The sequence below is a fragment of the Acinetobacter sp. N1-1 genome (assembly GCF_056711485.1).
This window is the reverse complement of the sequence record NZ_JBWXUO010000012.1, coordinates 932,912-948,665: the sequence shown is the minus strand read 5'-3', so window position 1 is coordinate 948,665 and position 15,754 is coordinate 932,912. Positions and strand designations below refer to the sequence as shown.

Sequence of the window (15,754 nt, the reverse complement as noted above, 5' to 3'; positions counted from 1 at the left end):
TCTATCAAGGAGCTGTTTTATATAGAACTACTTATTAGTGTTCTCTGGTATTTCTAAACTCGACTTCAGGCCAACGCTCTTGCATAATTTGCAAATTGACACGACTTGGTGCGAGATAAGTTAAATGCCCACCACCATCGACTGAAAGCTGATCATGTGCTTTTTTCTTAAAGTCATTAAGCATTTTTTCATCACTACAATAGATCCAACGCACTGTATTTACATTTACAGGCTCATAGATACAATCTACTTTGTACTCTTCTTTTAAACGATATGCCACAACATCAAATTGTAGTACACCTACTGCACCCACAATAAGATCATTATTAATCTGAGGCATAAACACCTGTGTTGCACCTTCTTCTGAAAGCTCTTTTAAACCTTTCTGCAACTGCTTCGACTTTAAAGGATCTTTCAAACGAACACGGCGGAACATTTCAGGTGCAAAATGAGGAATCCCTGTAAAGTGCAGATTCTCGCCATCTGTAAATGTGTCGCCAATCTGAATCGTACCATGGTTATGTAAACCAATAATATCGCCCGGCCAAGCTTCTTCTAAATGCTCACGTTCGCCTGCCAAGAAAGTTAAAGCATCTGAAATACGTATATCTTTACCAATACGCACATGGTTCATTTTTAAACCACGTTCATACTTGCCTGAGCAAATACGCATGAAAGCAATACGGTCACGATGTTTAGGGTCCATATTGGCTTGAATTTTAAATACAAAACCTGAAAAACCTGCTTCTGTTGAAGAAACCGTACGCTCTTGTGTAGGATGATCTTTAGGTGTTGGTGCCCAATTTACAAATGCATCTAGTACATGATCTACAGCAAAATTGCCAAGTGCTGTACCAAACAGTACAGGAGTTTGCTTGCCTTGTAAGAAAAGTTCTTGATCAAATGGATCAGATGCCATTTGTACAAGTTCTAAAGATTCCTCAAAGGCCTTGAATGCCATGTCACCAATCTTTTCACGGATGTCTGGATAATCATAGCCATCACGAACTTCAATTTCAGTAATCGTTGAACCAAAACCTGCTTTATATAAGTAAGTTTTATTTTCAGCAATATGATATACACCTGCAAAATCACGTCCCATACCAATTGGCCACGTGATAGGTACACAACGAATTTTTAAGACGTTTTCAATTTCATCTAGTAACTCTAATGGTTCACGAATTTCACGGTCCATTTTATTTACGAAAGAAATGATAGGTGTATCACGCATACGACAAACATCCATCAGTTTAATCGTACGTTCCTCGACACCTTTTGCCCCATCAATTACCATAAGTGCAGAGTCAACAGCTGTCAAAGTACGGTAGGTATCTTCCGAAAAGTCTTCATGCCCCGGTGTATCAAGCAAGTTAATTGTATGTTGCTTATAAGGAAACTGCATTACAGAAGTAGTAATCGAGATTCCTCGCTCTTTTTCCATTTCCATCCAGTCAGATGTCGCTGAACGATCTGACTTACGGCTTTTTACCATTCCCGCAACTTGGATGGCTTTCCCCCATAACAAAAGTTTTTCTGTCATGGTCGTTTTACCCGCATCGGGGTGGGAAATAATTGCAAAAGTTCTACGTGCTTTTACTTCTTTAGCTAACTGCTCTTTAAACATTTAAATAATCTTCAATCTGTACACACATTTATACACTTTTAAAAAGTAACTCAACATGTGAAGTGCATATAAAAAAACTAAAAAGATTATATCCGATTCAATACATACTGTCGCTATATTGAACCTGATACTGTATGCATCATAGAAAAATTACATTGGATTATATCCCTCGAATTAAATACTTATTCCAATTATATTTTACTGAGAATGCTGAATTTTACTGGAAAGAAACTGAATTTTCAGCACCTCTTTAGGAACAGGCTTACTCAGCAAAAAACCCTGAAAACTATAACATCCAAGTCGTTTTAAAATCTGAAATTGCTCTTCAGTTTCTACCCCTTCTGCAACAATAGATAACCCTAAATGTTTAGTCAATTTTATAATACTTTCTAAAATGATTTCATCTTTAGATTGAGGTCGTAAATTTTTAATAAATGCACGATCAATTTTAAGCTCATTTACAGGCAAGTCTTTTAAATACAAGAAATTAGAATGACCTGTACCAAAATCATCAATAGATAGACCAACTCCAATTTCACGAATTTTCTTAAAGATATGAATACTAAAATCGATATGGTGCATTGCGGTCGTTTCAGTCACCTCAATCATCAAATGATTTGGATTAATTTTATATTGAGCAATTTTTTCTTCTAAAGTCTGAATTAAGTTTTTGTGCTCAATTTGAAGTGCTGATAAATTAATAGAAATAGGATACAGATCTAACCCCTGTTTCTCCCATAAATTAATTTGCTTACAAGCCTGATCTAACACCCAATAACCAATAGGAATAATAAAACCTGTTTTTTCTGCCAATGGAATAAATCTATTGGGTGTAAGCAATCCTAATGTTGGATGTTGCCAGCGAATAAGCGCCTCTACACCACAAATACCTTTATTTTCATCAAATTTAGGTTGATACATTAAAATGAATTGTTCATGACTAATTGCAGCAAATAAGTCATTCATTAACTTAGATTGATGTCTTTCAGCATATTCTTCTGTTTGATAATCAAATACGCTATATGTATTTCTACCTTTTTCTTTAGCAACAAATTTTGCAATGTCCGCATGCATCATAAGGTTTTGCAAATTTTCACCATAATCAGGAAAAATAGCGACTCCTATACTCAATGTAATATTAATCGTATGACCAGAAATACTAAAACTCTCTCGAGCATTTTTTAAAATATTTTGCGCTAAAAGCTCTGCTTGTTCCAGATTTGTATGCTCAGATACAAAAATAAACTCATCACCACTAATTCTAAATATTTTTTTATTATGTGATACAAATTGGCTCATTCTATTGGCAAATTGGATCAGTAATTCATCACCAATATAATTACCAAAAGCATCATTTATTGATTTAAAGCGATCTAAATCAATAAATAAAATAGCCATTTTTTGGCGATGTAAGCGATGTTCTGAAAGTGCAATTTTTGCATAATCAGCCAAACAAGAACGATTTGGTAAATGTGTTAAATGATCATAAAATAAAAAGTGTTTTAACTTCTTATTAGCTTGATGCAATTGATTATTTCTTTTCTCTAAACTTCGCTCTAGCAAACAAATAAATGATACGATTATAAATATAGCAAATATGATAAAAATTAGACCAATGACAATTGTATCGTCCTGACTTGGTAGTTTACTATAAACAGCATTCGGTACTTTATCTAAATCACAGGCAATCATTCCTAAATAATGTAATCCAATAATCGTACTCGTTAATAAACCAGTTGCCACACACCTAAAGAATAAAACATAATTTTTGTCAGTTTTAATTTTATACGCAACCCCTAATGTAATCCCAGATCCAAAGACAGCCCAGATCATAGATACTAATACCATTTTCTTATTGTAACAAAATACATAACCCTCAATCTGAATTGAAAACTGCCCTGTATAATGCATACCAATAATACCTGAGCCAAGCACAAATGCACCAAGAACAAGTTGAGGAAAAGACATTTTAGGTCGAGTGGTTAACCAAACCGCAAATATTGAAGCCAATAAAGCAATGAGATAAGATACAATAATAAGCTTCATATCAAAATGAACTTCATTAGGATATTGACACGCAAAAATAGCAGTGAAATGCATACACCAAATTGATGCACTGAGTAAAATACCCGTGGTTAATACAACTAATTTTTCGTCTTTTTTATTATAAAAGTGCTTAAATAACACCCTTTCAGTTGCAAATGTGGCATAGCAAGTCATCAAAGTAATAAAAACTGACCCAATAACTAACCAAAGGTTATACCCTGATACAAACATACTACAACCCAAAATTAATTAATGTCACTTACATTTCAATTAGAAATATTAACTGCTATGTTTGATTAAATTTACAGTAAATATCAACTATATTATACTTATTATACGCAATTAATGTGATCAATATATAACAATAAAAAAATTAAATAAAGAAGCCCACAATTTTTATTGCGAACTTCTTCACTTCCTCATTTTTTACTTATGCTGCTGTAACTTCGCATAATCCAATAAAACATTTGCAGCTTCCGTCACAAATGCTTGCTCTTCAGGTAAAGGAGGTCTTTGTCCTACTTTCATTTTTGCACGTGCTTCAGCCAAAGCATCTAAAGAAGCCTGATAAGTTTCCCAATTTGCATATGGTTTTAAATCAGTTAACTTACGACGTTGGTTTTCGGCATCTAGTGTTTTTTGTTCCATACGATCAATTTCAGCACGACGACTACCAATATCCAACTCTAAGCGCTTTGTATCATCTTCTTTTTTGGTAATTTGACTGCGTGTTTGTAGGTAATTAAATTGTGGATCACTTGCTACGCGCACTGCCGAAAGTTTATCAAGTTGTGGCATGTATTGTTGCCAATCACCCTCTCGCTTAAATGCTGCTGTTGGAATCGTATCCCATTTCAAGGCATTTTTTGCTTTACGTTCTCCGAACTCCTCATTGTAAATATCTACAAGTTTAATATCAGGCACAACACCTTTATTCTGTGTGCTTCCACCAGTAATGCGGTAGAACTTACGCTGAGTTAATGTCGCTTGACCATACGCTAAGTTATCTAGCTGTACTTGAGCTGTTCCTTTACCTAACGTTGTACTACCAATAATAACGCCACGTCCATAATCTTGAATTGCAGCAGAATAAATTTCACTGGCTGAGGCAGAAGCTAAGTTCACAAGTACTGCAAGCGGTCCAGAATAAATCTGTTTACCACCATCATTATCTTCAAAAACATTTACGTTACCATTGCCATCACGAATTTGAACGACTGGTCCTGTTTTTATAACTTGGGCAATCATTCTTGCAACTTCTTCTAAAGAGCCACCTGGATTATTGCGTAAATCTATAATAATCCCTTCTACATTTTGACTCTTTAAAGACTCAAGTGCTTTTGCTGTATCTTGGGCAACTGAACGATAATCTGCACCATCACGGCGTGCTCTATAGTTTAAATAGAATGATGGAATTTCAAGTACACCAAACTTATGATCTTTACCATCTCGTGATAAATCTATTGTACGTGTACGAACACCTTCATCCTCTTCTTTAATCACATCACGGGTTAAAGTCACATTACGTGCCTGACTCATTGGAACACCAGTACCCCATACACGAATGGTAACTTTTGTGCCTCGTTTGCCACGAATTAAACCCACAATTTCCTGACTTGACCAGCCAACGACATCTTCCATTTTTTTGCCGTCTTGAGCCACACCAATGATACGATCGCCCGGATGTATTTGCCCTGATTTACTTGCAGGCCCACCCTCTACAATTGTTTCAACCTTTGTATAATCTTCATTTCTACGTTCAGGTCGAATAGAAACACCAATACCCTCAAGCTGTAAGGTCGTTTGACGATTCAATTCCATCGCATCAATTGGTGGGAAATAGTTACTATGAGGATCATAAGTTAACGTCATCGCATTTAGAATTTTTTCTAAAACATCATCACTTTTTAAGCGACTAATTCTTTCTAATTTACGTGTATAACGTTTCTTTAACGTCTGCGCAGGTGTTAAATCTTCACTACTCGTTAAATCTTGCCCATTTGCTAAAGAAGGATCTGCTTTCAATACTTTTTGTTTTGCATCATCTTCTTGCTTTGTAATCGTTAAATTAATGAGTTGTGATACAAGAATTTTATGCCAATAGTCACGGCGTTCAGCATCTGTTTTAAAATAAGGTGCTTTCTCACGATCAATATCTAAATAAACCCCTTTTTGCTCTAAGTTTTGTGGTTTCTTTAGCTCATCTAGCATGTAGTTATAAAAATTAACCAAATGCTGACGATATTGTGCATGAATATCATATGCAGCAGTCAAATCACCTGCTTTTAAAGCAGCCCCAAGTGTTGCACCATACTGTTGCTTATAACGATCGATATCTGATGTTAAGAATAAAGTATGGTCAGGGTCAAGACTATCTAAATACATATCTAAAATACGCTGCGAAGTCGATGCATCTAAGCGCATATTTAAATAGTGTTGCCGATCAATTAGTGTTGCTAACTGTCGTGTAACAAGTTTTTGTGCTTGCGTTGGTTCTATACTTTGGCGTGTTACTTCTGCGGTATTCGCTGCAACCGCATTAGACATGGTGTTATTAAAAAACAAACCACCAGTTGCTAAAGCAACGGCACAAGCGATTATTTGAAGTTTCATAAACGAATTATATTTCCTTGGTTTTTAGCCAATGTTCACACACTTATAAATATATGAAGTATGAAAATGTTAAAGACACTATACCTTCTATATGGTGTAGTTTTATCATATTCTGTATTGGCAGAATGTAGCAAATCATTGCAAAATCTACTCATTTTTTAAATCTATACAATAAACGGAAAGTATTATTATGATTGGCGCACTCATGTTCGACATAGAAGGTACATCTCTGACACAAGAAGATATTGAAATTTTAACAAACCCTCAAGTGGGTGGCGTCATTTTATTTTCTAGAAATATCGAATCTCCAAAACAAGTACGCCAACTTACCAACCATATGCGAGAAATTAGACCCAATATTCTCATTGCAGTCGATCAAGAAGGTGGACGCGTACAACGACTTAAAGCAGGGTTTACACGCCTCCCTGCCGCAGGCAAGTTAGGTGAACTATATACAAAAGATGCTACTCTTGCACTTGAGCTAGCAGAAAACTGTGGGTGGCTTATGGCAACAGAAGCGCTTGCTGTCGGCATAGACTTTAGCTTTGCACCTGTACTCGACCTAAATAATATTAGTGATGTGATTGGAGATCGTAGCTTTTCAACACAGCTTGAAGATATTCCACCATTAGCCAAAGCTTTTATGAGTGGTATGCGTAATGCAGGCATGGCAACAACAGGGAAACACTTTCCTGGTCACGGATCGGTAAAAGCAGACTCACATGTAAGTGCTGCAATTGACCATCGTAGTTTTGAAGAAATATCTGACAATGATATGCAAGTGTTTAGTGAACTTATGCCCGAGCTTAATGCAATTATGCCTGCTCATGTCATTTATCCCCTTGTAGACCGAAATCCTGCAGGATTTTCAAGCTATTGGCTACAAGAAATTTTACGTAAGCATCTCAATTTTGATGGTGTTATTTTTTCTGATGATTTATCTATGCAAGCAGCATGTATTGCAGGCGGTGCAGATGCACGTATTCAAGCTGCTTTAAGTGCAGGTTGCGACATGGGGCTTGTATGTAATGATCGGCAAGCTGCATTACTGGCATTGTCTGCAATACAAGAAAGCCCTTTACCCGACCAAGCACGATTAGAGCGTATGCGTGGTAAGATTCCAACACATATTGAAATAGCCGATACACTACAGCTTGGCGAACAATGGCAAGAAATCAAAACTAAAGTTGAAACCTTTGTTCAAGAGAATGTGTAATTATTTGATATAAATAAAGATAGAGTGACTATACCTTGCAAATAGTGACTCTATCTCAGCCATAATCTTGTTTGAGTTAAAGTACTCAAATAAAATTAACGAATATTCTCTAAAAAAATAAACCAACAAAAAAAAATAATAACCCTATGGCACATGCATAGGGAGAGTATGTGTTAAAAAAAACTTCAATCTTATGGTATAAGACCTCCCCCCTATCATCTCTCTGTTGCGCTTTCAAAAGCCTTTTTTTATTAAGCTTTGAGAATCCTAAATTGCCCAGTTCTAGCCAAAAGAGAAAACCTCCTGCTACTAGCACCACCCCAATTTTTGATATCAAGGATAACTCCATAGATAAAACCTTTTATACCTTTATTTATTGGGCTAGACGAACATCACTACCCTAAAAAATGAAAAATTATGCGCCCACTTTGAACCAGAGACTACTATCATTACTAAATGATATTTTAAAATAAAAAATTACTGATACTGGCATACTTTTCTTCAGTATATTTTAGACAATGTACCAGTAAAAAACACGTAAAAACAGAGCTATAGCTAGGTGTTACTTATTCTTATCACAATCCTATTTATATCCATAAAATCCTAAAAATTTATTACTATGAAAAGCGAATAAAATGTATGCATTCTAAATGCTATAGTGTTAGGTAAACCATCTTCATTCAATATATTTAGTTGATCAGCATAAAAAGCTTAGTAAACCTAATGTAACTTTCTAATGTGCCACACGCTACCCTATAAAACTTTTAAGTAATTAATTTGCTTGAGTACTTTGCTTTGAATAATTTGCCAATCTTTTAAATGCACCGATTGATATTTGGCATCGATATTGACATGCGTATCTTCATATAAAATAAACTGCTGATCGCAATAACGTGCTTTTGGATACTGTGATCGATCGTCACAAGTGATGAGTGTACTCACATCTCCGTTACTGTTGTAGCCAACATATATATCTGTTGTATCCTTGTAACCATAATTCTCTACCCATCTAGGATGGGGCTTATATTTTTGCAATCCATATACATTTTCTGTGGTTTTCACGTAAGTACTAATATATTTGTATCGTTCTAAAGGCTCTTTTGTTGACTGACTGGTTTCTATTGTTTGGTTGCGCAGAATATCTTTTAAATACCCTGCTTGAACGTGCTTATTGAACTCCACTGAAACATCAACCCACTGATTATTTGCATCATTTTTTTCTGCTTCATACTGTAGTTTGGAAGTATTCATTGATTTATAACGATAAGAATCTAGCAGTAAAGTATCTGTTGGGTAATATAGCGTAAAATAAAACCTCAAAAACCGAGAGTCATAAGTACGTTTAGGTTTCGGCTTACACTTTGGATCTACTTCATCAAATGTCCACACTGGACAAATTTCGTAATCAATATACTTAATTTCACTACCAAGTTTCATTTTGATGCCATCAAGGTTACCTATATAGTATGGCTGACCATATGGATCTTTATCCTCTTGTGGGCTATCTTTTGTATTCTCTTTTTGATGACACCCTATAGTCATGAGTGACAAACACAAAAGTGATATCTTTTTTAATTTAAACACTATATTTTCCTAAATCAAATTCGAACAATATCCACATGTAACTTTTAAAATTAACATCACCAATTCGCCCCTATATAGAATTAAAATAAATAATTCATTCTATTTAATAATATTAAATCATATTTTATTCATACGCTATTTATTGTATTATTAAAAAGATGCGATATATTCATATTAAGAGCGTATTGCTTACTTAAAATTTAAAAAAAGAAAAAAGCCATTAACTTACCTTGTAAGGTTTACAACACAAAAATATGTATTGACATCCACTCCTCATTTTTCATAAGAAAAGATATCGCGTTAATTGGCACACAGACCCACATAACAATACGCTAAACACTTTCATTAAAAAAACTAGCAGATAGCTTATCCATGAAGAAATAGAATATTCAATTACAAGAAGTTACCTGTGCTTAAACTTTATAATTCAATACTATAAAAAATTAAAAATCGGTAACACTCTTATGTACCGTAACTTTCCTTTAAACTGATCACTTACCTCTCCATAAAAAATGAAAAAGATTGATTTCACATCACTCACGTTATAAAAGTTATTTTTATCTAAATTATATAAGAAAAATAGAGTGTTTAATCTCCCTTAAAACCCACCAATGAATAACAATAAGTATTTGTTCTTAAATAAATAAAATCCAAATTTACTTTATAGGCACATTCAATGAATTAAATTTGCTTTATTTAAATAGACTGCTACTATTTAAATAAGATTCTTGATTTAATTTTAGTCATGCAACAATCTATTAAACAGTATATGCAACAACTCGGAAAGCAAGCACGTGCAGCTGCACAAGTGCTTGCTTTTGCCTCAACAAAAACTAAAAACAATGCCTTACAAGCGATTCACGATGCATTAGTTGCCAATCAACCCCAAATTCTCGCAGCCAATAAAATTGACATGGAACAAGGGCAAGAAAATTCACTAGATGCCGCACTGTTAGATCGCCTTGAGCTCACACCCAAACGCTTTGAAGGTATGCTACAAGGTCTAAAAGATGTGATAGGTCTGACTGACCCAATTGGTGAAATTACAGACCTTGCTTACCGCCCATCTGGTATTCAACTTGGTAAAATGCGTGTACCTCTAGGTGTTGTAGGCATGATTTACGAATCACGGCCAAATGTCACTCTTGAAGCTGCTTCCTTAGCACTCAAGTCTGGTAATGCAATTATCCTACGTGGTGGCTCTGAGGCACTAGAGTCAAATAAAGCACTCGCTCAAGTCATACAAAATGCGCTTAAGACCACAGATCTTCCACATGAAGCAGTTCAAGTCATTGAAACATCAGACCGTGCAGCGGTTGGTGAGCTAATTACATTAACCGAATATGTAGATGTAATTATTCCTCGTGGTGGTAAAGGACTGATTCAACGCATTACCAATGAGGCTAGAATTCCAGTCATTAAACACCTAGATGGCAATTGCCATGTTTATGTTGAAGCACAAGCAGATATATCTAAAGCATTGCCAATTGCACTCAATGCAAAAACACATAGATATGGCGTGTGTAATGCAATGGAAACCCTTTTAGTTGACCAAGCAATTGCAACAACCTTCTTACCAAAAGTTGCTAAGCTTTATTTTGAGAAAGAAGTAGAATTGCGTGGCTGTGAACAAACACAAGCCATTTTAGGTAATGCCATCAAAGTAGCCACTGAAGATGACTGGTATACGGAATATCTGGGTCCAATTTTAGCTGTTAAAGTGGTTAAAGATATGAATGAAGCGATTCAACATATCAACCATTATGGTTCACACCATACAGATGCAATTATTACTGAGAACTTTAGTTTGGCACAGCAGTTTTTAGCACGTGTCGACTCAAGCTCAGTGGTCATCAATGCCTCGACTCGCTTTGCCGATGGTTTTGAATACGGTCTAGGTGCAGAAATTGGTATTTCAACCGATAAAATTCATGCACGTGGGCCTGTTGGACTCGAAGGATTAACCTCACAAAAATGGATTATTCTGGGTCACGGTGAAATTCGAGAATAGATAAATTGCATATATTGAGGTTCTATAATGAACCTCAATGCTAATCATCAAGATTTCGCTTCTGCAATCGACTTAATCATTAATTTATATGCATAAATATCATCAAAAATATATGACTTAGACTTCCCAGTTTTTACTTTTTCATTTTGACAATATGAAATCATTTGATTCGTTGGAATCTTTGGTGCATAAACAAAGTCTGGGTTCTCAATTTTTTCAACTTTATCCATACTATCTTGTTTTAATAGTGCACAAGCCTGCCATGTATGCCAACACTCCTCAATTGATGCAATTCTATAAACATTGTCATCATCTTCTTGCTTTTGAGTTAAAATTTTTGCAGAGCGATGCGGGTGCTTTTCAATAATATAACTTTCGAAAGCGATACGCTCTTTCTCTAAATTCAACATAATAACTAATTACCAAATTTCCATCTATTTACATGAAAGATACTATATTAGAAATAATAAACTTTAATGAATTATATAAATTTTAAATGTTTTTTATAATTTAGATGAATATCTACTCGATAAGCACAGAGATCGATTTTTATCTTATAATTATACTCGCCAGCTAACAGCCCGCTTATAGAGAATTGAATATGACCACAATTATCAAGCAAGAAGACTTGATCACCTCTGTCAAGGATGCACTACAATTTATTTCTTACTACCACCCACAAGACTTTATTCAAGCAATGAGTCGTGCATATGATTATGAAGAAAATCAGGCTGCAAAAGATGCAATAGCACAAATATTAATCAATTCTCGTATGTGTGCAGAAGGACATCGTCCAATCTGTCAAGATACAGGTATTGTTAATGTATTTCTTGAAATTGGTTTAGATGTAAAATTTGATCTGAAACTTAGCCTAGATGATGCAATTAACGAAGGTGTGCGCCAAGGCTATTTAGAAAACTCAAATATTTTACGAGCTTCTGTTTTAGCAGATCCTGCCTTTGGTCGTAAAAATACAAAAGACAATACCCCCGCTGTTATTCATTACAAGTTAGTACCAGGCAATAAAGTTAATATTACCGTTGCAGCAAAAGGTGGTGGCTCTGAAAACAAATCCAAACTCGCAATGCTTAATCCATCAGACTCAATTGTCGACTGGGTACTAAAAACAGTACCCACAATGGGTGCAGGATGGTGTCCACCTGGTATGCTAGGAATTGGTATTGGTGGTACAGCTGAAAAAGCCATGATGCTTGCTAAAGAAGCACTCATGGAAGAAATTAATATGTATGAGCTACTTAAACGTGGACCAACCAGCAAAATTGAAGAGCTTAGAATTGAAATCTTCGAAAAAGTAAATGCACTAGGTATAGGTGCTCAGGGCTTAGGTGGTTTAACTACAGTCTTAGATATTAAAATTAAAGACTACCCTTGCCATGCAGCAGGAAAACCCGTGGGTATGATTCCAAACTGTGCTGCAACACGTCATGCACACTTTCAACTCGACGGTTCAGGCCCTGCTCATATTCAAGCACCAAAAATTGATGATTACCCTGAAATTACATGGTCTACTTCCAAAGCAAAACGTGTAAATTTAGATACTATCACCCAAGAAGAAATGAACACTTGGCAACCTGGAGACACTTTACTTCTAAACGGCACAATGTATACAGGACGTGATGCTGCACACAAACGCCTTGTAGAGATGATTGATCGAAATCAGCCTTTACCTGTCGATTTAAAAGGCAAATTTATCTACTACGTTGGCCCTGTAGACCCAGTAGGTAATGAGGTTGTTGGTCCTGCTGGTCCAACAACTGCAACACGTATGGATAAATTTACTCGTAAAGTACTAGAAAATACCCAACTATTTGGCATGATTGGAAAAGCTGAACGTGGACCAATGGCCATTGATGCGATTAAAGATAATAAGAGCACATATCTTATGGCTGTTGGTGGTGCAGCTTACCTTGTATCCAAAGCAATTCGTCAAGCTGAAGTCGTTGCTTTTTCAGATTTAGGAATGGAAGCAATTTATAAATTCGTTGTCGAAGATATGCCTGTTTCTGTTGCCGTAGATGTAAATGGTACATCTATACATGCAATTGCACCTAAAATTTGGCAAGAAAAAATTGGTAAAATTCCTGTTATTGATGCAATGCCTTCATAAATTCGTGCTTTTGGACATCATGTAATTTACATGATGTCTACCTAATTTTAACTCTCTAAATTGCTTTCCTATCCAAGTCATAGTATTTTAAATAAAAGTCTTTATCATAAACTCATATAATCAAAAGGTCTTTATAATGAATAAATATATAAAACCGCTGTTAATTACGCTTATTACATGTCACTCGGCAGTTACATTGGCTAGTCCTGCTCAATTGGCTACAGCACAAAAAATAGTAGAATTAACTCAATTAGAAAGTGATTTTAATAATAATATTAAAAGCTTAGAATCAATGTATAACAATCAGGCAACAAATATTGTCAAAAATTACACAAAACATCAAGAACTTACAAATACTGATAGTCAAGCAGTTGCTCAAATTGTAAAAATCTTTGAAAAAAATACTGCCAATATTTCTAAGTCTATAGATGTAAAACAGATTGGCGCTAACCTTTACCGCCAAAACTATACAGAAGAAGAACTACAGACTTATAAAAATTTTTTAGAGAATCCAAATGGCCTATCTGTATTTAAAAAAATACCTCAATTTTCTAATGCTTTCAATCAAGTCATAATACAGCGTACCTCTGAAATAACTCGCCAACAGAATATGACACAACAAACAACCAAAGAGATTGATCAAGTTCTTACTCATCTCCAGAAAGCAAATTAATATTTTCCATAAACTCATACTTAGTAAAATATCTTATATTTTCTAAGTATGAAATGCTCAACAAACTCAGAAATATTATTGAAATGAATTTAGAATACATTATATGTTTTTCATAGAATTAAAGTGATAAAACATGCTAAAAAAACTACTCGCTATTAGCCTTTTTACGTTTTCACTCAGTAATCCAAGTTTTGCATCTGTACCACAAGAGGGTTCTATTCAAAAAGCAATTCAACTTACTCATATTAATGAAATGCTTGCCAAAACTATAAAAGCAACAAATGCAAACTTTAATGATCAGTCAACAATTATGGTGAAAAGAAGAACTGGTCATACAACACTAACTGCACAAGATACTGATGTAGCAAATAAAATTTCACAAATCCTGAGTCAAAATGTAACTGACATGATTCAAGCCGTAAATATGGATAAGCTTACAGAAAACTTGTTTCGCAAATATTATACTGAAGAAGAACTAGAAGTTTATATTAAGTTTTTATCTACCCCAGAAGGACAATCTATTAATAAAAAAGCTCCTATTTTAGTACAAGATATTATGAAAAGTTTTTCTAATACCCTTCAAAATAATATCGAACTAAAAGAGAAAATAAAAACCTCTAATAACGAAATACAATCTATCTTAAAAAGCCTTCCTAAAGCGGAAAAATAATTAATTTAATTGCCTCTTTAATAAAGAGGCTTTCTTTACTAAGAACTTACTGAACTACATCAAAATTTTGCATTTATATCTTGTAATTAAACTACATTAAATAAAATACTCTACAGAGCTTTTTATTATGCAACTTAAAAGTATTCATCAAATTGTTCTATTATTAGGTGGTATTTTTCTTTGCCAACTTAGTCAGGCAACACCAGCTTCTCAAACATCTATAGACCAGCTATTTAATACCTTACAAATAAAACAGAATACTCAAGCAATGGTTAAGCCACAAGAACTAAAACTTCTCGGTTTAGATAAAGAATCTTTTTGGAATAGTGTTGAGCCCCAATTAAAAGCACTGTATAAAAATAATTTAACAGAAGAAGAAATCCGAGCTTTAAACCGATTTTATCAGACACCTGAAGGAAAAAGCTTGTCCGAAAAAATGCCTCAGCTTAGCCAGCAAACATATAAAATTGTCATTAAAAACATGATGAATAATAGTAGTATTAGTAAAGGTCTTTTTAATGTTCTTGGTATCGATCAATAATGTTTTATCGCGATTTACTTAAATGTTATTTATAATAAGAATACTCGTTTCATCTTATAAAGACCCATTTTTCAAGGAAAATAGATGATTAAAAGATATCTTGCATCTGCTTCAGCAATCTTTTTATTTACTGCTATAAATACAACATCAATACAAGCAGCCTCACCTACAGAAGAGCTTTTAAACCTCACTAATGTTCAAGGCACATTAAATCATACATTCGACAGTATTGTACCTATGTATAAACAACAGGCCATTCAGCTTGTACAGCAACATACTGGGCATACGAACTTTTCTGTAAGAGATCAACAAGCTGTAGAAAGAATTACACAAAGTATGTTGGCCAATTCGCAAGCATACTTACAACGCATGAATATCATGCAAAGCATTCAAGGTGTTTATGCAACTTACTACACAGACCAAGAAATTCAGGCATATGTTAAGTTTTTAAAATCACCTGAAGGTCGCTCTATTATGAGCAAACAAAACCAACTAAATACGGCTGTAGAACAACAAATTGCTATCGCTATATCTACCATTGCAAAGAGTCCTGGATTTCAACAAAAAATTGCTCAAGACACTCAAACAATCTTGGCAGAACTACCTCATAGATAATAAAAAGCGTGCTATAAAAGCACGCTTTTTAAA

General features: G+C 34.7%; 12 protein-coding genes. 7 read left to right on the top strand and 5 right to left on the bottom strand.

Translation table 11 applies throughout. The features are described from left to right. Positions 1 to 34: 34 nt before the first annotated feature. From AC1MPL_RS04775 to AC1MPL_RS04765, 3 genes are all read right to left on the bottom strand, one after another. Positions 35 to 1,624 carry a peptide chain release factor 3 gene (locus AC1MPL_RS04775; RefSeq protein WP_479764626.1) on the bottom strand — a complete coding sequence of 530 codons (1,590 nt, stop codon included), beginning with the start codon at positions 1,622 to 1,624 and terminating at the stop codon, positions 35 to 37. A 198-nt stretch (positions 1,625 to 1,822) separates the two neighbouring features. After that, positions 1,823 to 3,901: a bifunctional diguanylate cyclase/phosphodiesterase gene (locus tag AC1MPL_RS04770; RefSeq protein WP_479764624.1), complete on the bottom strand. Its 2,079-nt coding sequence runs from the start codon at positions 3,899 to 3,901 to the stop codon at positions 1,823 to 1,825. A gap of 195 nt (positions 3,902 to 4,096) precedes the next feature. Beyond that, positions 4,097 to 6,283, bottom strand: a complete 2,187-nt coding sequence (locus AC1MPL_RS04765) for a carboxy terminal-processing peptidase (protein WP_479764623.1) — start codon at positions 6,281 to 6,283, stop codon at positions 4,097 to 4,099. Between the two features lie 190 nt (positions 6,284 to 6,473). Between AC1MPL_RS04765 and nagZ the strand changes: the two genes are divergently transcribed. After that, a complete protein-coding gene (nagZ, locus tag AC1MPL_RS04760) occupies positions 6,474 to 7,499 on the top strand; it encodes a beta-N-acetylhexosaminidase (protein WP_479764621.1) in 1,026 nt (341 codons plus the stop codon). A 753-nt stretch (positions 7,500 to 8,252) separates the two neighbouring features. Here nagZ and AC1MPL_RS04755 read toward each other — a convergent pair. Further along, complete coding sequence (locus AC1MPL_RS04755; RefSeq protein WP_479764620.1) at positions 8,253 to 9,041, bottom strand: hypothetical protein; 789 nt, start codon at positions 9,039 to 9,041, stop codon at positions 8,253 to 8,255. 787 nt (positions 9,042 to 9,828) lie between these two features. Between AC1MPL_RS04755 and AC1MPL_RS04750 the strand changes: the two genes are divergently transcribed. Beyond that, positions 9,829 to 11,094: a glutamate-5-semialdehyde dehydrogenase gene (locus AC1MPL_RS04750; protein WP_479764619.1), complete on the top strand. Its 1,266-nt coding sequence runs from the start codon at positions 9,829 to 9,831 to the stop codon at positions 11,092 to 11,094. Positions 11,095 to 11,141: 47 nt separating this feature from the next. Here AC1MPL_RS04750 and AC1MPL_RS04745 read toward each other — a convergent pair whose 3' ends face one another. Beyond that, positions 11,142 to 11,504 (bottom strand): hypothetical protein, encoded by a 363-nt coding sequence (locus AC1MPL_RS04745; protein WP_479764618.1) that lies wholly within the window; start codon positions 11,502 to 11,504, stop codon positions 11,142 to 11,144. Between the two features lie 191 nt (positions 11,505 to 11,695). Between AC1MPL_RS04745 and AC1MPL_RS04740 the strand changes: the two genes are divergently transcribed. From AC1MPL_RS04740 to AC1MPL_RS04720, 5 genes are all read left to right on the top strand, one after another. Then, positions 11,696 to 13,222, top strand: a complete 1,527-nt coding sequence (locus AC1MPL_RS04740) for a fumarate hydratase (RefSeq protein ID WP_479764617.1) — start codon at positions 11,696 to 11,698, stop codon at positions 13,220 to 13,222. 136 nt (positions 13,223 to 13,358) lie between these two features. Further along, positions 13,359 to 13,895 (top strand): DUF2059 domain-containing protein, encoded by a 537-nt coding sequence (locus AC1MPL_RS04735; RefSeq protein ID WP_479764615.1) that lies wholly within the window; start codon positions 13,359 to 13,361, stop codon positions 13,893 to 13,895. Positions 13,896 to 14,028: 133 nt separating this feature from the next. Next, positions 14,029 to 14,565: a DUF2059 domain-containing protein gene (locus tag AC1MPL_RS04730; RefSeq protein WP_479764613.1), complete on the top strand. Its 537-nt coding sequence runs from the start codon at positions 14,029 to 14,031 to the stop codon at positions 14,563 to 14,565. A 127-nt stretch (positions 14,566 to 14,692) separates the two neighbouring features. Further along, entirely contained in the window at positions 14,693 to 15,106 is a 414-nt protein-coding gene (locus AC1MPL_RS04725) for a DUF2059 domain-containing protein (RefSeq protein ID WP_479764611.1), read from the top strand. Positions 15,107 to 15,190: 84 nt separating this feature from the next. Continuing rightward, on the top strand, positions 15,191 to 15,721 hold the full coding sequence (locus AC1MPL_RS04720; protein WP_479764609.1) for a DUF2059 domain-containing protein: 531 nt from the start codon (positions 15,191 to 15,193) through the stop codon (positions 15,719 to 15,721). The last annotated feature ends 33 nt before the right edge of the window (positions 15,722 to 15,754 follow it).